At 59.7% G+C, this 20,825-nt stretch carries 18 protein-coding genes and 2 pseudogenes; 9 read left to right on the forward strand and 11 right to left on the reverse strand.

Features of this window, described 5'->3' with window-relative positions; translation table 11 throughout:
* Positions 1 to 282 precede the first annotated feature (282 nt).
* The 3 genes from EM6_RS16905 to EM6_RS16915 form a co-directional block, all read right to left on the reverse strand.
* A complete protein-coding gene (locus EM6_RS16905) occupies positions 283 to 3,384 on the reverse strand; it encodes an efflux RND transporter permease subunit (protein ID WP_126424319.1) in 3,102 nt (1,033 codons plus the stop codon).
* Positions 3,381 to 4,484 carry an efflux RND transporter periplasmic adaptor subunit gene (locus EM6_RS16910; RefSeq protein ID WP_126424320.1) on the reverse strand — a complete coding sequence of 368 codons (1,104 nt, stop codon included), beginning with the start codon at positions 4,482 to 4,484 and terminating at the stop codon, positions 3,381 to 3,383. Before EM6_RS16910 ends, EM6_RS16905 begins: the two co-directional genes overlap by 4 nt.
* Before the next feature lie 76 nt (positions 4,485 to 4,560).
* Positions 4,561 to 5,190 (reverse strand): TetR/AcrR family transcriptional regulator, encoded by a 630-nt coding sequence (locus EM6_RS16915; RefSeq protein WP_232037197.1) that lies wholly within the window; start codon positions 5,188 to 5,190, stop codon positions 4,561 to 4,563.
* A gap of 73 nt (positions 5,191 to 5,263) precedes the next feature.
* Between EM6_RS16915 and EM6_RS16920 the strand changes: the two genes are divergently transcribed.
* Complete coding sequence (locus tag EM6_RS16920; protein WP_126424321.1) at positions 5,264 to 6,691, forward strand: efflux transporter outer membrane subunit; 1,428 nt, start codon at positions 5,264 to 5,266, stop codon at positions 6,689 to 6,691.
* 654 nt (positions 6,692 to 7,345) lie between these two features.
* Here EM6_RS16920 and EM6_RS16925 read toward each other — a convergent pair.
* The gene (locus tag EM6_RS16925) at positions 7,346 to 8,368 is read right to left on the reverse strand and encodes an IS110 family transposase (protein WP_126420472.1); all 1,023 of its coding nucleotides are present in this window, start codon (positions 8,366 to 8,368) and stop codon (positions 7,346 to 7,348) included.
* 232 nt (positions 8,369 to 8,600) lie between these two features.
* Here EM6_RS16925 and EM6_RS16930 point away from each other — a divergent pair, with 232 nt between their 5' ends.
* The 3 genes from EM6_RS16930 (at position 8,601) to EM6_RS16940 (ending at position 11,643) form a co-directional block, all read left to right on the forward strand.
* Positions 8,601 to 8,966, forward strand: a complete 366-nt coding sequence (locus EM6_RS16930) for a hypothetical protein (protein ID WP_126424322.1) — start codon at positions 8,601 to 8,603, stop codon at positions 8,964 to 8,966.
* 407 nt (positions 8,967 to 9,373) lie between these two features.
* Entirely contained in the window at positions 9,374 to 11,149 is a 1,776-nt protein-coding gene (locus tag EM6_RS16935; protein ID WP_232037198.1) for a methyl-accepting chemotaxis protein, read from the forward strand.
* Between the two features lie 158 nt (positions 11,150 to 11,307).
* A complete protein-coding gene (locus EM6_RS16940; protein WP_232037199.1) occupies positions 11,308 to 11,643 on the forward strand; it encodes a hypothetical protein in 336 nt (111 codons plus the stop codon).
* Positions 11,644 to 11,741: 98 nt separating this feature from the next.
* Here EM6_RS16940 and EM6_RS17625 read toward each other — a convergent pair.
* Positions 11,742 to 11,909 (reverse strand): annotated as a pseudogene (locus EM6_RS17625) (IS3 family transposase); the annotation flags it as partial.
* 189 nt (positions 11,910 to 12,098) lie between these two features.
* Between EM6_RS17625 and EM6_RS16945 the strand changes: the two are divergent.
* Positions 12,099 to 12,374, forward strand: a complete 276-nt coding sequence (locus EM6_RS16945) for an HU family DNA-binding protein (RefSeq protein ID WP_126424324.1) — start codon at positions 12,099 to 12,101, stop codon at positions 12,372 to 12,374.
* A gap of 103 nt (positions 12,375 to 12,477) precedes the next feature.
* Here EM6_RS16945 and EM6_RS16950 read toward each other — a convergent pair whose 3' ends face one another.
* From EM6_RS16950 to EM6_RS16970, 5 genes and pseudogenes are all read right to left on the reverse strand, one after another.
* Complete coding sequence (locus EM6_RS16950) at positions 12,478 to 12,837, reverse strand: MucR family transcriptional regulator (RefSeq protein ID WP_331876942.1); 360 nt, start codon at positions 12,835 to 12,837, stop codon at positions 12,478 to 12,480.
* Between the two features lie 577 nt (positions 12,838 to 13,414).
* A pseudogene (locus EM6_RS16955) lies at positions 13,415 to 13,612 on the reverse strand (transposase); the annotation flags it as partial.
* A 20-nt stretch (positions 13,613 to 13,632) separates the two neighbouring features.
* Entirely contained in the window at positions 13,633 to 14,244 is a 612-nt protein-coding gene (locus EM6_RS16960) for a hypothetical protein (RefSeq protein WP_126424326.1), read from the reverse strand.
* A gap of 12 nt (positions 14,245 to 14,256) precedes the next feature.
* A complete protein-coding gene (locus EM6_RS16965; RefSeq protein WP_126424327.1) occupies positions 14,257 to 14,931 on the reverse strand; it encodes a DUF2490 domain-containing protein in 675 nt (224 codons plus the stop codon).
* 96 nt (positions 14,932 to 15,027) lie between these two features.
* Positions 15,028 to 15,618: a phosphoribosyl-AMP cyclohydrolase gene (locus EM6_RS16970; protein WP_126424328.1), complete on the reverse strand. Its 591-nt coding sequence runs from the start codon at positions 15,616 to 15,618 to the stop codon at positions 15,028 to 15,030.
* Positions 15,619 to 15,779: 161 nt separating this feature from the next.
* On the opposite strand from EM6_RS16970, the gene EM6_RS16975 reads away from it, so the two are divergent.
* The 4 genes from EM6_RS16975 to EM6_RS16990 are packed head-to-tail and all read left to right on the forward strand — an operon-like array spanning position 15,780 to position 19,938.
* Positions 15,780 to 16,886, forward strand: a complete 1,107-nt coding sequence (locus EM6_RS16975; RefSeq protein ID WP_126424329.1) for a sensor histidine kinase — start codon at positions 15,780 to 15,782, stop codon at positions 16,884 to 16,886.
* A 10-nt stretch (positions 16,887 to 16,896) separates the two neighbouring features.
* On the forward strand, positions 16,897 to 17,553 hold the full coding sequence (locus tag EM6_RS16980; RefSeq protein WP_126424330.1) for a response regulator: 657 nt from the start codon (positions 16,897 to 16,899) through the stop codon (positions 17,551 to 17,553).
* The gene (locus EM6_RS16985; protein ID WP_126424331.1) at positions 17,550 to 19,484 is read left to right on the forward strand and encodes an ATP-binding protein; all 1,935 of its coding nucleotides are present in this window, start codon (positions 17,550 to 17,552) and stop codon (positions 19,482 to 19,484) included. The genes EM6_RS16980 and EM6_RS16985 overlap by 4 nt, the downstream gene beginning before the upstream one ends.
* Before the next feature lie 10 nt (positions 19,485 to 19,494).
* Positions 19,495 to 19,938 carry a response regulator gene (locus EM6_RS16990; RefSeq protein ID WP_126424332.1) on the forward strand — a complete coding sequence of 148 codons (444 nt, stop codon included), beginning with the start codon at positions 19,495 to 19,497 and terminating at the stop codon, positions 19,936 to 19,938.
* Here EM6_RS16990 and EM6_RS16995 read toward each other — a convergent pair.
* Entirely contained in the window at positions 19,923 to 20,753 is an 831-nt protein-coding gene (locus tag EM6_RS16995) for a DeoR/GlpR family DNA-binding transcription regulator (RefSeq protein WP_126424333.1), read from the reverse strand. The genes EM6_RS16990 and EM6_RS16995 overlap by 16 nt on opposite strands.
* Between the last annotated feature and the right edge of the window lie 72 nt (positions 20,754 to 20,825).

Consider the following 20,825-nt stretch of genomic DNA (forward strand, 5'->3'; position numbering starts at 1 on the left):
TTCAGATTAGAGCGAAATGACTTTAAGTGGTATCGCCATTTCGCTCTAAACTCTTGTTTTTTAGCGATGTTTTTTTCGGAAGACCGCTCGCACTTTTGGCTTCGCCGAACTTCGTTTCCGCCCATCGCTTCAAACCGAAACTCGAGACTAACCGTTAGAGCGGAATGATTCCTACTGGAATCATTCCGCTGAAGCCGCCATTGAGGCGGCGGCCAAGGTGGCGCAAGCCACCGCCCGGCGAGGGGCTAAACAAAAGCTGGATCATTATGTTTCTACCAGAAATCATAATGATGTAGCGGCACTGGCCTCCTCGGGTTTTGCATCTCCTGGTGTGGGTTTAATCTTGAACCATATGGCGTACATGGCCGGCAGGAAGACCAGCGTAAGCACCGTACCGGCTATCGTGCCGCCAATCAGCGTATAGGCCAGTGTTCCCCAGAAAACCGAGTGGGTCAGAGGAATAAAGGCCAGCACTGCTGCAAGTGCCGTGAGAATCACAGGTCTGGCCCGCTGCACTGTGGCCTCGACGACCGACTGGAAGGGGTTAAGTCCCTCCTGAGCGTTTTCGTTGATCTGCCCGATCAGGATCAGGGTGTTGCGCATCAAAATACCGGACAGTGCGATCAGGCCAACGAGTGCATTGATACCAAAAGGCTGCTGAAACAGGATCAAAGTAGGTACGACCCCGATCAAGCCCAGAGGGCTGGTCAGAAAGACCATGATCATTTCGGCGATCGATCTTACCTGCAAAATAATGATCAACAGGGTGAGCGCCAGCATAATCGGAAAGACCGGCAGCATAGCGGCGGACGCTTTCCCGGATTCCTCAATCGCACCGGCTTCAACAATCTGATACCCATCGGGAAGCTTGGCAACCAGAGGCTTCAGGGACTTTGTAATCGCCGAAGAAACATCTGGTGGCTGAAGCGTCTCTGCGATGTCGCCCCGTACCGTGATAGTCGGGACACGGTCACGCCGGCGCATAACGGGCTCTTCAAAGCGCACCTCTACCTTACCGATTTGCGATAACGGGACCCGTTGTCCGTTGGCACCGACCACGCTGAATTCGCCGATCCGTTCAGGGTCAAGGCGGGTCGTCCCGGCAGATCGCGCAACGACCTGAACGGTGCGAATATCCTCACGTACGGCGGTAACCGGTACACCACTCAAAAGAAACTGCAGTTGCTGGGACACTGAACTCGTTGTCAGGCCCAGAGCCTGAAGACGGTCCTGTTGCAAGGTGAAGTGTAAGGTGGGGGTTCTGGTGCCCCAGTCTGTATTCACCGTGCGCATCATACCACTGCTTCTCATGGTCTTTTCCACATCGGCCGCGATAGCACGCAGGACAGCGGGGTCCGGACCTGACACGCGGTAGGCCACCGGATATGGTGAATAGGGACCGAAAACCAGTTGCGTGACACGCACCTGAGCCTCAGGAGCGAGACCGTTGGCAATCACATCTCGCGCTCTATGCTTGAGAGCCTCGCGTTCATGCTCATTGTTCGTCCGGACGACAATTTTCGCAAAAGACGGGTCAGGCAGCTCTGGCCCCATGGCAAGGAAGAAACGCGGCGCCCCTTGTCCTATATAGGACGTGACAATGTGCGCCTCTTTTTGCTTTGCCAGCCAGGCCTCCACCTTTGCCGTTGCCCGGCTGGTGGCGTCGATAGAACTCCCATAAGGCATCTGGACCTCGATGAGGACTTCCGGGCGATCAGAGACCGGGAAAAACTGCTTTTTGACGATGGCCATACCACCAATACTGGCGACAAAAAGACCAACCACCGTACCCGCCACTATCCACTTCGAAGCGATGACACGGCTCAGAAGACGTCGAAACTGATTATATCTAGGCGTATCGTAAAGCGCCTTGTGACCACCCTCGACCGGCTTTCGGTCAGGCAAAAGTTTGACGCCGAGGTAAGGCGTAAAGACGACAGCCACGATCCACGAGGCAATGAGGGCGATGCCCACGATCCAGAACATATTGCTCGTGTATTCGCCCGCACTCGAACGCGCGAAACCATTGGGCATAAAACCGACGGCCGTCACAAGCGTACCCGAAAGCATGGGGGCGGCCGTATGACTCCAGGCGTAGGCCGATGCGGCGACGCGGCTGTAGCCCTCCTCCATCTTCACAACCATCATTTCGATCGCGATGATGGCGTCATCGACCAGCAGCCCAAGCGCCAGAATGAGCGATCCCAGTGTGATGCGGTCGAAATTCTTGCCCGTCGCCATCATGATGACGAAGACAATAGCCAATGTCAGGGGGACGGCAGCCGCCACGACGATACCCACGCGCCACCCCATGCTGAGGAAGCAGACGAGCATAACCACCAAAAGCGCTACGCAGAACTTGATCATGAATTCATCGACAGAGGCGCCGATGTTCACCGACTGATCCGTCACCTTGTCGAGGTGCATCCCCAACGGGAATGACTGATTGATCGCCGAAACTTCTTTTTCGAGTGACTTACCAAAGTCCAAACCATTGACGCCGTCTTTCATTACGACGCCAAGCAAAAGAGCAGGCTCGCCTGCATTGCGAATCATGAAGGTCGAAGGATCCTCATAGCCGCGTCTGACCGTGGCGATATCCGAAAGTTTGAGTGTACGCGTGCCGACGACGATGGGCGTGTCACGAATCTTCTGCAACTCATCAAAGGCACCATCAAGACGGACCTGAACCTGCGGTCCCTGCGTCTCAATCGAACCGGCGGGCGTCAGAAGATTCTGACCACTCAGTGCACCGAAAACCGCCTGCGGGGGTATGCCCAGCGTCGTCAGACGGTCTTGTGAAAACTCGACAAAAATACGCTCAGGCTGTTCGCCAATCAGATTGACCTTCTTGACGCCGTCCACATGCAAGAGCCGTTGTCTCAGCCCTTCGGCTTCGCGAACCAGAACCCGTTGCGGTTCGCCCTTCGCCTTCAAGGCATAAAGAGCGAAGGTCACATCGGCATACTCATCGTTGACGAGCGGACCGATAACCCCCTGCGGCAGATTGGGCACTTCATCACCGACCTTTTTGCGGGCCTGATAAAACTCTGACTGAACCTCACTTGGGGGCGTATCGTCACGCAGCGACAGCGTTGTGAACGCCAGGCCTGGCCGGGTATAGGTCTCCGTACGATCATAAAAGCGGAGTTCCTGAAGTCGCTTTTCAATTTTTTCAGCGACCTGATCCTGCATCTCCTGCGCCGTGGCACCGGGCCATACAGACACGATCGTCATGACCTTCACAGTGAACGCCGGGTCTTCGGCGCGGCCTAGTCGCGCAAATGAGTAAATACCCGCAACCGATATAAGGATGATAAGGAACAGCGTAATCGCGCGCTCGCGCACCGCAAGCGCCGAAAGGTTAAAGCCACCCGAACTCATTGATGCGCTCCATTGCTTTCCTGCGTCAGGACGCGAACCTCTTGTCCTTCACGAAGCAAATGAGCCCCGAGAGCGACGACCCTGTCTCCTGAATTGACGGCACCACTGACGGTGGCCACATCATCACTGACACGGTCGAGTGTGACCGAAACCCAGTGCACTTTCTCTGGCCGGCCACGTACGACCCACAGACCGGGACCGCGCCCCGCATCATGAATTGCCGACAGCGGCACCTTCAGGCTTCCCGACACAGCCCCACCGGATTGCGGCAAACGGATCGTGACGGTGCTACCAATCGGGGTATCAGCGAGAGTCCCTTCAAGGACAAATCGCGCTTCAAAGGTTCTAGTGATGGGGTCTGCCGCCCCCGAAAGCTGACGAAGCTGCGCGGCGCCGGACTGTCCCGCATCCCCATAAAGGATGGCCGTTGCGCTTGAACCCACAGGCGGTCGGACCGTTTCGGGGAGCTGGATTACGGCTTCACGCGGGCCTGAGCGCGCCAGTCGCGCGACCGTCTGTCCCGCGCTCACTACCTGACCCGGCTCGGCAAGCGTTTCTGTAACGATGCCATCGGCATCGGCGACAAGAACACTGTACTGGCTCGCGTTTCGGGCCAGTTCGGCCTGCGCCTTGGCCGCGGACAACTGAGACTTTGCCGCATCAGCCGCCGCCTTGGCCTGATCATAGGCCGAGGCTGAGATTGCGCCGCTACCGCGAAGCGCCCGATAGCGCGCCTCGTCCGCAGCCGTCTGGTCGGCCCTGGCTTGGGCGGCGAGGACGGCATCGTCCTGCGCTTTGACCGCTAATTTCAGATCGATCGGATCGATGCGAAACAGGGCTTGTCCGCGTGTCACCGTCTGCCCTGCGTCAACCAGACGTTCGACGATCTTACCCCCCACACGAAAACCGAGATCACTCTGTATGCGCGCGGCAACAACCCCGGTGAAAGCCCGTGAGCCGTCTTCGGACGGCAAGGCGGTTACAGCTCGAACCGCGACCGACTTAAGGCGCGGATCATCGGCAGGCTTCTCACCGCAGGCCGTGAGGGCAAGGGGCAGGAACAAGAAAAGTGAAGTGGTAGCAAGACGGCGCAAGCGCATGACAGCCCCATACAGAAGTTGACTAGACCCTCCATATGGAACATGTGACCATTTTCGTCAATAGTCACTTTCAAAACTATGGCGCCAGGCTCCGCAGCGCCAGACTGGCCAGATGGCCCGGCGCGCCTTCCGTGTAATCAAAACTGTAGGAGAGCAAGAGAGGGTGGAGATAGGGTCTGAGAACGAGGTAGATTGAAAGCGTCGCTTCATCCAAAGGGGTTTTGCGCTCGAAATCGCCGGACAACCGGCCCTCCTGAATCACCTTACGCACCAGGACCTGCATGCGTTCCTCATAGGTGGTGACCGAGTCCCAACGCTGCGTCGCCGCCGAAGACGCGATTTCGTAAAGTTTACGATCCTCGAAAAACAGACGCAAACTGGCCTCAACCGCTGATTTGAAAAGGCGTCTGAGCTTTTCTGGTGGCGTGGGGGCCGCCGCGACGCTGGCGATCACCTCGGTCTCAATCTCATGCAGGCAGTTGGCGCAGATCATTTCACCGATCGCCTGCTTCGACTCAAAAAACTTGTAGATGTAGGCCTTTGAAAAGCCGATTGCTTTTGCCAGATCAGACACCGTGGTCTTTTCATAACCGTAACGACTGAAATGTTCCGTCGCGGCGAGAACAATCTGATCTCTCACCTCATGACCTGCGGGCCCTCTTGAGGACAGGGGGTAGTCTTTTAACTGTGTCATGAGGCGGACCATACGCCCACAATCCCAGTTTGACAACTTGTGACCATTTGATAATATGGTCACAAGTTAATAACGGACACCCTTTATGTCACAGCGCCCCTTTATCGCCGCACTCTTCGCCGTCAGCGCACTCTCTGGATGCGCCGCTACTCCGCCAAGCTATACGTCAAAAGTGGTTTTGCCAGATCAGTTTCTTGGCGAAAGCGTGCGCCAATCAAACCTCGACAGTACACCCCGTCGCCTTCAGGCGTGGTGGACTCTCTTTGGCGATTCTCAGCTGGATGGCTATGTGGCGACGGCGCTGCAGCAGAATCTGGATCTGGCGCAGGCGATGGCTCGGACGCAGCAGGCCCGTGCGGGCCTCAGCGCCGCGACCGCAGCCTTGTTGCCTTCGGCAAACCTTTCAGGTCAGGCGGCCAAGGCGACCCAATCTCTGGAGACCCCTCTGGGTCAGGTTCTTTCCGCCAGTCCGGGGTTCGACCGCCACGGCGAAAGCTACGAGCTTAACCTCCTTGCCAATTGGGAGATTGATCTCTCTGGCGGACTGCAGCGCAGCCGCGAGGCGGCAAAGGCGGACTACGAGGCGTCTGAAGCGGGGATCGCGGCGACCCGCCTCACCATTGCCTCGGCAGTGGTTGACACTTACATCGTTATTCGCGGCTTGCAGGCCCGCCTTGATGTAGCCGAACGTCAGGTCCAGACCCGGCGCGCCCTATTGGAAAAGGTCGAAAAACTTTATGCAGAGGGGCTCACCCCAGAAGTACAGGTCAGGCAGGCCTCCGCTTCCGTTTCCGAAGCCGAGGCCCGGATACCGGCACTCAATGTTGCGCTCGATGGGGCGATGAACGCCCTGGACATTCTGCTGGGAACACCCGCGGGCACCCACAGAACAGAGTTGACGCCCCACAGATCTCTCCCTGCCGTCGTTCGGATCGCACCTGCGGGCACACCCAGTGAGCTTCTGCGTCGTCGGCCCGATCTCATTGTTGCCGAACGGCATCTGACCGCCGCCATAGCACGTAAGGATGCGGCGACGACAGAATACTACCCCAAATTCTCGCTTGGTGCTTTGCTGGGCGGTGCCACAAGTGTCTCAAGCGGCAATCTGTTTAGTGATCGGGCCTCACAGTCAGCCGTGACCCTGGGACTACGCTGGCGTGTGTTCGACTTCGCGCGCATCGACGCCCAAATCAAGCAGGCGAAGGGGGACGAAGCACAGGCGCTTTCGGCCTATAGACTAGCCGCATTACGCGCCACCGAGGACGTTGAAAACGCCTATTCCGCCGCAGCCAACCAAAGCACACAGGACGCCGTGCTCGCGCAGGGCGTCGCCGATCTTGAACGTGCGCGATCGGCTACGGAGGCTGCCTATCAAGCCGGCGCCGTCAGTCAAATTGAGGTGCTTGGCGCCGAGGACGCCGCCTTGCGTGCCCGTGACGCCCGGATCCAGTCGATGACGGGCGTCTCACGGGCGAGTGTCGCTGTGTTCAAATCTCTGGGTGGCGATATCTGAAAGTGAGAAAAACAGGAGCTGTTATGTTTCAATCTTCACAGCGGCCAGATCGGCAAAAGGGGCCATTTTCAAAATGGCTCAGCCGGCTTACGGACGCCTTTGATACAACTGAGGTAGATATTTTAGAGCGCCGGATCGCCAGACTTGAACAAAGAGTCGAAGCGTTAAGTCGTAAGCTGGACCAGACGCCTTTGGGGGGATAACTCATCATGAACTTAAGACGCTTCAAAGACAGGCAGATGTCCTAAGGCCCCTCATCTCAGCGAGCTTAATTCCAGCCAGTCCAGTTCCTGTTCGATCCGTCGATACACGTCGTCCCCTATGTCTCCGTTGTCCCTCAAAGCATCAATGGCTTTGCGTGAGTCGTTCACGATCTTGTTCGGGTGGCCAAGAAATGGGGAGCATGTGTGGACGGCTCCCTATTGGCAAGAAGATTTTGGTGTATTGATATCGGTCGGGTGCAGGCATGTGTCCGGCCTTTTGATGCGGCCGTTCATTGCCGCTGGCCCTGATGTATTCCGCAGATTGGATCCCAGACACGTCATCGCGCTTTTTTTGCGCCAGCTCCCAACGACGGGTTTTTCCAATCTCGGTATCGACCGCATTCATCACACCATCAGCACCTCACCAATTCGCTGAACCTGCGCAGGTGGCCTACGCGGTCATTCCGTTAAAGCGTGTTCCGTTCACCATGAGCGCCCAGGCAATGCGCGCCATCTTGTTGGCCATAGCAACGGCCACTACGGTGTACGGTTTTCGAGACAACATTCCAGCACCCCACGCCGCTGTCGTCGATTTTGCGCTTTTGCTAAATCGCAAGACGGCCGCCGCACCCACGACCAGCAATCGTCGGATATAGGGATCGCCCTGCTTGGTGATTTTGCCAAGCCGCTCTTTTCCTCCAGACGAGTTTTGACGCGGCACAAGGCCAAGCCAGGCGGCAAGCTGCCGGCCCGATTTGAACAAAGATGCATCAGCTACCGTAGCGGCGATAGCGCTGGCCGTAATCGGGCCAATCCCGGGTATAGTCTCAAGCCTTTGGCTGAGATCATTCGACCGGTGCCAAGCCAATATCTGCTTATCCACCTCGCCAACCTGCAGGTCCAGGTCCCGCAATTGTTGGGCGATCGGGAGTAAGGCTGTACGAGCGACTGTGGTGATCATGTCGTGGTCTTCGTCTTCCACTAAGGCTAACAGCATATCAACGCCGCGGGCACCCAGCTGGGTCACGAGCCCAAGTTCGGCAAGGTGCCCCCTAAGGGCGTTTACAAGCATAGTCCGTTGCCGAATGAGGAGTTCGCGGACGCGGTGAAGCATCAGCACGCTTTGCTGTTCCTCGGTCTTCACCGGCACAAAGCGCATCGTCGGCCGAGTGACTGCCTCGCATATGGCTTCGGCATCAGCGGCATCATTCTTTTGTCGCTTCACGTAAGGCTTCACATAAGCTGCCGGAATGAGTTTGACTTGGTGGCCCAAATCAATCAGTTGCCGCGCCCAGAAATGAGCTGTAGCGCACGCTTCAATACCGATTAGGCAGGATGGAAGCCCTGCGAAAAAGGCTCCAACCTCGTTTCGACGTAACTTTCGTCGAAAAACAACCGCCCCATCGGCCGCTATCCCATGGGCTTGGAAAACATGCTTGGCAATATCAAGACCGATCGTGGTAACCTCTTTCATGGATGGCTCTCCAATGTTGTGACCTTTGACAGCCACAGTATGGCACCTAGATGCCGGGAGCGGGAGCCGTCCACCCCATCACGTCAGATCAAATTTTCACTCTATCACACATTCAATGTCAGCTTTCTTAGCCGCTGTTTGTCGCTTTTAGGTCTGCAATGGACCAACTCCGGAAATCTCGTGATATGTGGTTCACTGATTGCTCTATAACCGCAACGAGAAAGAGCCAGAATTGGCGCATCTGCTTTCCAAACTGCCAGCGCACCTTGCTGTCGGTGTCAACCGCATCGGTTGGTTAGCCTACCGCAACGGGCTCAACATTGGGATGCGGCATCTCCATGCCAGTTGGCATCCAATGCAACTAACGGTCAAAAAATACCGCACCATTTTGCCGAATTACCTTCTTTCACACCCATTGACGACCATTCTGGTCGATTCGGTACAGCAAAAAGTACAGCTCAAAATTTGTCACTTGGGTAACATACTGACTAAAATTGAAATTTTAGAAAAATCAGCAAGCATCCGTCCAGTCCATCACCGGACACGCACGCGGCACTGGCCAAACGCCTTCTGGACGCGCACGGCCTGTTCACCGTGACACGCACCGGTCTTGACGGCGGGGCCTGCCTGCGCGTCACGCCGGGCTATAGCTCGACCCCAGCCGATATGGCGCGGTTGCTGGGGGCATTGCGTTCACTTTGACGGTGCATGGTCTTAAAGGGCTTGCACGCTGAAAGAGATTTGCGTCACCGTTGAATAATCGCACATGGCTGACGCCTACAATTTATAGGTTTGTTAACCTCGTTCAAAGAATGGTGTTATTCTACAAATACGCGAAAGCGATAAAACCGAGGGAACATGCGTCTGAAACTGGCCAATCTGCCTCTGGCGGGGAAATTCATACTGATTGTGGCCGCTATGGCCGTACCCCTATCCCTGATGACCGGCCTTTTCGTAGTGAGCGAAAGGTCTATGATTTCTTTCACAGAATCAGAACGGGAAGGCGTGAGCTACATCCGCCCCCTGTGGGCCGCATTGGCAGAGGGTAAGGTCCTGAGCCTCAATGAGACACCCGGTTTTACCCCTACGGCCGATTTTCAAAGCGCCCTCACCGCGGTAAAATCAGACGGTGGGAACGACCCCCATCTGTTGGCCACCCTTATAACGCGCGCAGCCGATGCGAGCAATCTGACGCTCGACCCAGACGTTGACACCTACTATCTACAGTCGAACGTGACCGTTACCCTGCCTCAGATCGTGGCCTTGAATGACGACCTTTCGCGCGCAGTAAAAAGCCTTACGACGGCCCCTAACACGTCGGACCTCATCGCCTTTGAAGTCTCGGGCGCCAATCTGGATGCGGCCAATGACACTTTGGCGTTCAATCTGTCGTCCGCCCTTTCGGGTACGAAAAGCAAAACACTATCAGCGAGCCTGGAAACCCCGCGCCTGCGACTCAAGGCGGCGACAGAGGCCCTGACCGAGGCGCGTGAGGCGATATCGAACCGCCTGCGGCAGGGACAGGCGGTTGACGCGCAGGATCAGGCGCAATTCAACGAAGCTCAGACCCGCTTTCATGAGGCCGTCGTAGCGGTCTGGCAGGTGACGACCCAAGACCTTGACCGTTTGCTTCAGGCGCGCATCCAGTCTGTATGGAAAGAACTGATCAGCATGCTGAGCCTTGCCGGTCTGGTGGCGGCCTTATCGATAGGACTGGCGGTTTACGTTGCGCGTCAGATGTCTTCGCAACTGGTCGCGCTGTCGCGCGTTATGGGCCAACTGGCGGAGGACAATCTTGCCTCGGACGTCGCGGCCACGGCTCAGAAGGATGAGATCGGGGCCATGGCACGCGCCATCCTTGGCTTCCGGCAGGTTCTCATTGAGCGAAAGGCCTTACAGGCGGAGCAGGAGGCGACGCGGGCCGCCCGACAGGCCCGGCTGGATTATGAACGCGACCTCGTTGATCGGTTCCGGACCAAAATGGCCGTTATGGCCAGTGATCTGGTGCGCTCGTCCGAGGAGCTTTCGGCCGCCGCCCAGACCCTGTCGGCTTCCGCCGAAGAAACCACCCGACAGGCCTCCGCCGTCAATGAGGCCGCCAGTTCCGCCTCCAGTAATGTGCAAACCGTGGCCGCCGCCACCGAAGAGATGAGCGCCGCCGTCATGGAAATTTCCAGTCAGGTGCGCGAAACCACATCGGCCTCAAAAGATGCGGCGACCATCGCCCAGAAAAGCCAGTCCGAAATCCGCGCTCTGGCGACCGCCGCAGCGGGTATTGGCGAGGTGGTCAGCCTGATCAGCAGCATCGCCCGCCAAACCAATCTTCTGGCGCTCAATGCCACTATTGAATCCGCCCGTGCCGGTGAGGCGGGCAAAGGCTTCGCCGTGGTCGCCACAGAGGTAAAGGCGCTGGCCAACCAGACCGCCATGGCCACCGATGATATCTCGCGTCGCATCGAAGAGATTCAAGAGGCCACAAACGCCTGTCTGACCGCCATCAACGAGATTGCGCTGCGGATTGACGACGTCGCTGACCGCAATGGCGCGGTCGCGGCCGCGGTGGAACAGCAGGGCATGGCCACTCAGGAAATCGCCTCGAACACCCATCAGGCGGCCTCACGCACCCTGTCGGTAACGGAAAACATCTTCGGCGTAGAAACGGCGGCTGAATCCACCGGTGCGGCCTCTGTTCAGTTGCTGGGCCTGTCCCGGCACCTCACACAACAGGCGGAAACGCTTGACGCTGAATTTCAGTCCTTTGTGCGGGCGCTGGCGGCCTGAGTCCGCCGCCTCAGGTTTGAGTGGACAAGATCGCGGTAATCGGGCCTAATCCTGCGAACGATTGCACAATCGAGGGTATTAACAAGGGGCCCGATCCGCACACCGCCGCCACTGGCTGGCAGCACGCCCACCCGCTGACCATGGTGATGATCTCCAGCGTGATCTCACTGATTGTGGTCAGTCCGATCGTGCTCACCCGCTGGGGCGTCAGCTATAAGGCGTGGCGCTATCACCCGGAGGGACCGCGCGGTTTCCTGAAGGACGAATGCGTGCGCTGGGGCGCGATCCTGCTGCCCTATCTGGTGCTGTCGATTGGCTTCAAATTCTTCATCTATGACCTGCATCCGGAATGGAACCGCCCGGAGGTATGGGCCGGATTCGTTATCGTGGCCATTGTGGGCCGCCGCCTGCTGGCGCGTCACCCCTTCATCAAGGCCATGGGTCGTCACATTGATCTGGCCAAAACGCAGGCCAAGGCGGCCGCCAAAGGCTGAGCCGGCTTTACGCTTGGGGGTAGCCGGCATTCGCCGAGCCTGTCGACGACCTCTTGCGCCGCTTCTTCATCACGACATAGCCTGATGACGCCCGCCTGCTTCTCATCCTCGGAATATTTCGGCGCCCGAACTGCACAGCGCTTGCGTAAATCAAACCGCCCCTCATACTCTCAGCGCCATGCCTCAAGCGCATTGTTAGTAGAATAACCCAGCTGGCGAATGGTTGCCTTTATTCGCTTGCCGAGCTTGAGATAAGGCTCAGCTATGCGAACCCTGTCTGTGTAGCATTACATGAACCACCTCCTGGCAGTCCAACTGTTCCCCCGCATCCTCGTTGGGTCAATTCTCGGCAATAATCAACAGTCCGTTGGTTCTTCCGGTGTATACCTGACCAAGGGTATTGCCAATGCCTGTCCGGGAAGGCAAGTCAGGGACTTTCAATCGGAGACAGACCTATGAATACCTCTGACCTCATCGACAAAATCGCAACCGAACACGGCGTGACCAAGACGGCGGCCAAGGCCATCGTTGACACGATCTTTGGCAGCATCCTGGAAGCGGCCGTTCTGGGGCAGGAAGTCAACTTTCCGAGCTTCGGCAAGTTCAAGGTCCAGGATAAGCCCGCGCGCGAAGGGCGAAACCCGTCGACGGGTGCCACCATTCAGATCGCCGCCTCAAAGAAGCTGGTCTTCCAGCCGGGCAAGGCGGTCAAGGATCGCCTGAACGCGTAACCCCACCTCCAAACGGCAAAAGCCCCGGGATCTCCCCGGGGCTTTTCATAGGCATTGGCACGAGGGATGCCGCAAGACGGGCCCTCGAAACGATGCTCTGAGCCTATGCCTTCGCCCGACGACCAGGCTTTGCTCCCACCTGAGACGCCGCCTTGCGTCCCCCTCGTCCGAGTCCCATCTGTTTGGCCAGATTGGAACGGGCTTCGGCATAGGCTGGGGCGACCATCGGGTAGTCTTTGGGAAGGTTCCACTTGGCTCGATATTCGTCGGGGGTAAGGTTGTATTTCGAGGCCAGATGGCGCTTCAGGGATTTGAAGCGACGACCGTCTTCGAGGCAGATGATGTAGTCCGCGCCGATCGACTTTTTTATGGAGACGGCGGGCGTCTTAGGTTCAGGTTCGGCAACGGGAGCAGATGCCAGACCGTTTAGAGCGACAGAGACACTGTGTATCAGCTGCGGCAACTCGGCCGCAGGCACGGAGTTATTGCTTACATAGGCCGTGACCTTGCGCGAACTGGTCTAGTTCTCGGGCCTGTCGGCTCTAGGACGAAAGATCGCTCCGGCGGTATAGCGGCTGGCTTTGCCCTGATCAGATCAGCATCAGGGAAGAGTCCAAGCACTTCGATGACGACATAGGACGCCTCTTCAGTATCCGTGAGCACATCGTCATTTGTACCAAAGTAAAAGGGAGCTCGCGCCATCGGGAACCCGATTTTCTACGCCTTTCCGACGGCGAAGGGACACCCGACGACCTTGCCTCCGGCATCTAAAAACGTCCCCATCAGTTCATTAAGATTAATAGGAAAGGCACCGGGATCGGCGTATTTGCTGGGAAACAGACGTCCGCTGCTGCCGGGATAATCGTCTGCGATGTCATCTAGCCCGGTCCAGTCATCGTAACAGCATCTGCTTTCCGTTTAGGTCGGCTTTTTCACAGACGCGAGTGTTCGCTTCGTATATTCCGCCACGCGCTGGGTTTGATTTTTCTCCGATGGGGGTGATGGTGATGGCGGCGGTTTCGGGGGCATAGCCCCGTCGTTCATGCGGGCGCGGGTTTGAGGGGCGCCAGTATATGGCGCAAGAGCGAAGCCTCCGGGCAAGCCGCGGCAAAGAAAATCCTTACGCTATGGGCGGTCTCTTTGATCCGTGCCCCGATCTTCAGAAGGCGCAAGCAGATGGTATTGAGCTCAGCGGTCGCCAGCTTATGGGCCTTGGGGAGCTGATCGCGGACAGCCAAGAACTAAGCCGGCAGCGGCCCTAATTCAACGCATAGCGCGCCTGCCACGCTCCGGCCACTTCGGCGGGGGCCACGCCGATCGTCACATCTTCACCACGGGCTTCTTTCAGGCGGATCAGCCACGGCGTGCGTGATTGCGGCTGGTAGGACTGGGCCATGGCGCGGATATCCTCTTCGGGTACCTCGAACACCACGCGGGTGAACTGGCTGCATTCGCCGGGCATTTCAAATGCCGGGCAGTAGTCAATCCAGTGCGTCACCGTGCTCGGTTTGACCTTCACGAGGCGCTCACCGATCTGATAGCGCACCTCCGATATCTCGCGGCGCGCCCCGCTGTAGGTCAGGTCGTGCCAGACCTCCCAGCGCGCCTGACCCGTCTGCCGGTCTATACGCACCTGAACGTGGCCGTCCCAGATGTAGGCCCCATTGGCTGGCCCCGGTTTGCGCGTCGCTTTCACGGTGGACAGAAGAATGGCGTCGTCGAGGTGGTCGCCCTTGATGAGGGCGCGGCGGGCAAAATGCGCCGGTTCAAGCTTCGCCAAGCCCTTGGACAGGCGCATGTTTTCGACCGGAGTCGAGTCAGATGGGGCAAAGAAAAACGCGGCCATAACGGCCAGATGCACGGCACTCATACGAAAAGTCCTTTAAAACTGCGCGGTCAGACTGAGGCTGAGAATATGGTCAACAGCGTCTTCGCCCGGACGGCGCACCCACTGATGAATATAGCCCGGCTCAAGGGTCAGCCGGGACGTCAGGGGCACAGATACGCCCACGCTGTTGCGCCACCGCTCAAGGCCTTCGCGTTGCCCCCAGTCCGTCGTGTTGGCGGCCCAGAAGGCCTCGCTCCACACCACGCCGCTGACTTTCGGTGTGAGCGGCTTGCTGAAGCGAAGCTGCTGACGTAGCCGCCAGCCCATATCGTCGCGTCCATCTATTCGCCTTTGCTCCAGACGCGTGCGCCCGTTCAGAACCGCGCCGCCGTCAAAAGCCGCCACGCGGTAAGTCAGTTGTTGCCACAGACGGTGTTCATCCGTCTTGGCCGGCCCCGGCGGATTGGTCTGCACGAAGGCATAGCCCAAGCTCCCGCGGGTGGTGGGGCTGAAACCGTAGCTGACGCTGGGGCGGATCACATACTGCCCCAGGCGCGAGGCGTCATTGTTAAAGCGCTTCTGCACTTCTACCGTCGCAGAGACCCGGTCGTTCAGCTTGAACTGGGAATGCAGGCCACCCCACACGGCTGTGTCTTCGCTCGCCGCCTGAGCGGCAAAAGGCACAAGACAACCAAAAGCGAGCGGCACCAGCCGGGTTATGCGAAACATCAAACGGACCTTGAAAGAAAAAAGACGCAGGCGGGTCAAAAGACGGGGGAGTCAGCGCCTGACCCGCCTGCACACGGCTTAAGTAAGGGGGGGGGATTACTTAGCCGAGTAGGGCAGGGAGGAGTGGTGCAGAACAATACGCAGCTTGCCTTCGCCGTCACGGACATAGCCCCAGGTCTTGTCCACCACGGTGACATTGCCCTTGGCGTCGGTCAGGGTGACATTGCCCATCGAAATGGCGCTGTCGCCTGTGATGACGATGCCGGCATTGTCGATCTTGAAGCCGCGCCAGCTCTTGAGCGCAAAGCCCTTGTCGTTCGGGAACTTGGTGTCGCCACCAACAAAATAGGCCAGCGCGCCGTCACGGGTGGTGCGGAAGGTCTGCGGCGCGACCGTCAGGGTCGGCTTGAACAGCACCGGGCCGTAATTATAAGCATAGGCGCTATCCAGCACCTTTTCCGCCAGACGCTTGGCAGCGGCGTAGCCATTCTTGTCATTTTCGGTCGAAATGGCGACCAGAGCCTCGCCCCAGGCCTTCTGGGCGGCTTCGACTTCGGCCACCGTGATCGGGGCATAGACGGCTGGGCTGATCTGAGCCGCATTACCCGCCGCCAGCGCCGGGGCACCCGCAAAGGCCAGCGGCAGGGCCAGAGCCAGACAGGCGGCTTTCAAATTCATCTTTTTCATCGTGTTGCACCTTTCCTCTTCAAACGCCGTCAACATCGTTGCGGCTTGTGATGACAAGGTAGAGGCAGACGGGATAGCGGCGCATCCGCCGACTGGCGCGCCTTGCGGCCTAGGCCGGATGGCCTATGCACAACAGAGCTTTCCCGGTATAGAGACGGGCAATGGAAAGCGCCTCCCCCCTGCTGTCTGCGCAGATTGAAACCGTCGCCGAACTACGCGAGCTGTATCGCGCGGCCGAGGCGCGGGCGGCGCGGCTGCGGCTGTTGTCGCAGGCCGGGGGTGAGCTGGCGCTGGCCGAGATGACCACGGTCGAGACCGTGCTTCAGACCTGCGCCGGGCGACTGGCGCATTTTCTGGGGCGGGGCCGGGCGTCTATCGCGCCACAGGGCCCGGGGCTGGGTCTGCGCGCGCCGGGTCAGAGCGAAGGCACGGCTACGGCTCCCTTCGCCTTCGTCATTATCGACGGCTTCACCGATCTGAGCGACATTCCGGATGGCGAGGACCGCGAGGCGGTGCGGCTCGTTCTGGAACTGATGGGGGCCACGGCCAGCCGCATCGAGCGTGAGGCCGAACGCGGCCGCCTGACCGCCGCCTTGCGTGAGCGCGAACAGCGGCTGGAATACGTCGTCGGCCGCCTGTTCACAGCGCAGGAAGACGAACGCCGCCGCCTGTCGCACGAACTGCACGATGGCGTGGCTCAGACCGCGACGGCGCTGGTCCGCCTGCTTGAAGGCGGCACGGATCGCGCGCAGGAACCCGTCGCCGGGCCGCAGCGGGCGCGTCTGGCCCAGATTGCGCGCGAGCTGGTGCAGGAAATCCGCGCCATTATTGGCGGTCTGCGCCCGACCCTGCTCGATGATCTGGGCCTGCGCGCCGCCCTGCGTTATCTGGCCGAGTCACTGGAGACGGACGGTTATACCGTGACCTTTGAGGTGCCCAAAGGGGCCATGCCCCTGCCCTCCGCCGTCGAAACCGCCCTGTTTCGTGTGGCGCAGGAGGCTGTCAGCAATATCCGCAAGCACGCCGGGGGCCCCTGCCCGGTCAGCCTGAGCTTAAGCGCCGATGCGCCTTCGGGCATAACCTTGCGTATAAGCGATGGCGGGCGCGGCCTGAGTCACACGGAGCCCACCGGCACGGAGGCGCGGCAGGGGATGCATGTGGGGCGCGAAGTCATGCATGAGCGCATGCTGGCCATTGGTGGACACCTCCTGTGGGAGGCCGGTCCCGAAGGCGTCAGCGTTACCGCCCACCTCCCCCAACCCTTGTGAGTGCATCCTTTTGACCGCCGATCCCTTACGCATCCTGATTGTTGACGACCACGCCCTGGCGCGTGAGGGGCTGAAGGCCGTGCTGACCAGCAGCGGGTTCAGCGTGGTGGGCGAAGCCGCCGATGGCCCGGCCGCCATTGCCCTGACCGAGGCCTTGTGTCCGGACGTGGTGCTGATGGATGTGCGCCTGAAGGGCGATATGGACGGCCTTGAGGCCACGCGGCGCATCGTGGCCCTGGGGCTGTCGGCGCGCGTGCTGATGCTCACCCTGCACGACCTGCCGGCCTATGTGCGCGAAGCTCTGGCGGCGGGCGCAGCGGGCTATGTTCTCAAAGATACCGCCATTGACGATCTGCAAGCGGCCATTGTGCGTGTGGCACAGGGGCAGACCGCCCTGCCGCTCGATCTGGTCAGCGCCGCCATGCGCGCGCCGGAACCGGTTGAACGCGACCCGGCCGCCCTGTCCAGCCTGACCGGGCGCGAGCGTGAAATCGTCCATCTGATCGCCGAAGGCATGACCAATAAGGAGATCGGGCGGTCCTTAGGCATCAGCCCGGCGACGGTCAAGGCGCATGTCGAGCGCCTGATCGCCAAGCTGGGGGTCACAGACCGCACACAGGCGGCGGTGCTGGCATCGCGGCATCTGCCGGCGGGACGTGAGGCATGAGACTGGCGCGCTTTCTCACCCGCTTCTGGGCCGACCGGCCGCTGGCGCTCAAAGGGCTGGTGGTGGTGGCTCTGCCGCTGGCCATCCTGCTGGTGTCGCTGAGCCTGCTGTTTCAGGCCAGCCATGCCGAGGAAGAAGCCGAAGACGATGTGCGCCGCGCCTTCGCCGTGCAGCGCGACACCTATCAGGTCCACGCCCTTCTGGCCGAAGCCGCCGCCGGGGTGCGCGGTTATGTGCTGACGCGGCAGGCGCGGTTTCTCGAACCCTATCGCAAGGCGGAGGCCGATCTGCCGCCGACCTTTGACAGACTGGATGGCATTATCCGCGACGCCGAAATCCGTCAGCGTTTTGAGCGCATCCGCTCGCTGGCGGTGCGCAAACGCGAAGGCCTGCACACCATTGTCGAACTGGCCGACGGGCGGCCCGACAACGGACGCAATACGGCTGAGATCGAGGCGGCGCTGGTGTCCAACAAGATCGTGCTCGACGCCATGCGGCAGGAAATCGACCGCATTCAGGTGCGCGAAAACGCGCTTCTCGATCAAAGGCTGCGCCGCGTCGAAGAGGTGCGCAACCGCTTCCTGTTCCTCACGGCCATCAGCGCCATTGTCGGCCTTCTGGGCAGTCTGGCGGCCGTCTATCTGTTCTCAACCGGCATTGTGCGCCGCATCGGCAACCTTGAGGACAATGCCGAGCGGCTGGCGCAGGGCGAGGCGCTGAACGACCTGCCGCAGGACGCCGATGAGATCGGGCGGCTGGCGCAGCGCCTGACGCGCGCCAGTGCGCTCCTGCGTGGCCGTGAACAGGCCTTGCGCGAAAGCGAGGAGCGCTTCCGCCTCGTGATCGAAGAGGTACGCGACTACGGCATTTTTGCACTCGATCCCGATGGCGTGGTGACGAGCTGGAATCTGGGAGCGGAACGCATCAAGGGCTGGACGGCACCGGAAATTCTGGGGCAGCATTTCAGCCGCTTCTACCCCGACGAAACGCGCGACTTTCTGCCCGCCCAGATGCTACAACGGGCACGCGACCGCGGCACGGTCGAAGACGAGGGCTGGCGTCTGCGCAAGGACGGTTCGCGCTTCTGGGCCAATGTGGTGATCACCAGCCTGCACGACGATAATGGTCAGGTGCGCGGCTTTGCCAAGGTGACGCGCGACATGACCGAACGCCGCCGCAGCGAAGAGGCACTACGCATGGCGCGTGAGGACGCCATTGCCGCCAATCTGGCCAAGAGCGAATTCCTGTCGCGGACCAGCCATGAACTGCGCACGCCGATGAGCGCCATTCTGGGCTTTGGGCAGTTGCTGGAACTGGATGAAGAGACGCTGTCGCCGCCGCACCGGGCCGCCGTGCAGCAGATTATGAAGGCCGGACGGCATCTTCTGTCGCTGATCAACGACCTGCTCGATATTTCGAGCATCGAAGCCGGGGCGACCGATATGTCGATCGAAGCGGTCGATCTGGACGACGTGGTGCACGAGGTGCACGCACTGGCTGCGCCGATTGTGGCCACCGGCGGGTTGACCTTCCAGCTTGAGGCGGCGGAGCCCGGCCTGATCGCCCAGGCGGACCGGCGGCGGCTGATACAGGTCCTTCTGAACCTGATTGCCAATGCGGCCAAATATAACCGTACCGGCACCAGCGTGCGTCTGGCCTATGGGCGCAACGGCGAAGACATTCGCATCGAGGTCGAAGACGATGGCGAGGGCATCGACCCGTCGGCGGCCTCACGCCTGTTCACGCCATTTGACCGGTTGGGGCAGCAATCGAAGACGCGGGTCGAAGGTACGGGGCTGGGGCTGGCCCTGTCCAAGCGGCTCGTGGAATCCATGAGCGGCCAGATTGGCTATGAAGCCCCGGCGCAAGGGGCGCGCTTCTGGTTCACGCTGCCCGCGGCGTCACCTACATCCGATAAACCAGAGACCTGAGACCAAGACCATGCCGGGACACCTGATCGCACCGGGAGACCTTCTGTCACGCCGCATCCTCGTCATCGACGACGAAGAGGCCAATGTGCTGCTGCTGATCGCGCTGCTGAAACGCGAAGGCTATAATGATGTGCACGGCATTACCGACCCGGCCCGTGCCATGCAGGCCTATATCGACCTCGCGCCCGATCTGGTGCTACTCGACCTGATGATGCCCGAAGTGGACGGGTTTCAGCTTCTGGAAGCCTTTGGTCGCCATGATCGCGCCGATGAATACCGCCCGGTTCTGGTGCTGACAGCGGATACGACGCTTCAGGCCCGCCGCCGCGCCCTGTCGCTGGGGGCCAAGGACTTTGTGGCCAAGCCTTTCGACGTGATCGAAGTGGCCTTACGCATTTCGAACCTTCTGGAAACCCGGCTTTTGTACGAGCGCCTGCGTCAGCACAGCGCATAGGGTGTTTCAGAAGGCACGCGTGCCCGAATGACGTGTATATTCTCTGCACTGAGCCAGGCAACGGCCTGATCAGAGACCTGATCATCGGTGATAACGACGTCGATGTCGCGCAGAGGACAGACCGCCAGTACGCCGCTGCGGTCAATTTTGGCAGACTCCGCCAGAAGGATGACGGTTTCAGCTTGCGCCACAAGCCTGCGGTCGGATTGCACCCGCAAGGGATCGGTCTGCATCACGCCCTTACGCGACAGGGCCTGACACCCCAGAAACAGCGTACGGGCGCCAAACCGCGTTGAGATCGGCGGCGCATCCGCAGCCAGAGGCGGTAGGCCTGTGCGGCCATCGGTCTCATACGGCGTCAGCACGACCTGTTGTTCGCGGAAAACCTCCCCGCCCACCAGCCGCACCCGGACCTGTGGCTTGTCGAACAGGTTCAACAGGACCGGGATCGAAGCGGTCAGCACCTGACACGGCCGGTCCCCCATCTGTTCGGCCATAAGCGCGACCGTCGCCCCGCCGGCGAGGATAAGACGGTCATGCGGTTCAATGAATCCCAGAGCCGCCTGAGCGATGGCGCGGCGCGCCGTAAGGTTTATCGGCGGGAGACGCTCAGGGTCCGCGGCAGCCGGAGCGAGGCGGCAGGGCACGGCCCCTCCCTTCACGCGCATCAGATGACCTGCATTGTGCAGCTCCATCAGGTCGCGGTGGATCGTCGTCCGGGACACGGCCAGATGGTTCGCCAGTTCCTCTACAGTAGTGATACGACTGGGCCGCAGCAGGGCGGCAATGGCGCGCCGCCGGTCAATCGCATACATCCTCAACCCCTTTATGAATCTGGATCATTATGATTTCTGGTCGAAACATAATGATCCAGATTTTTGTTTAGC

It is taken from the genome of Asticcacaulis excentricus (assembly GCF_003966695.1).
Taxonomy (GTDB): domain Bacteria; phylum Pseudomonadota; class Alphaproteobacteria; order Caulobacterales; family Caulobacteraceae; genus Asticcacaulis; species Asticcacaulis excentricus_A.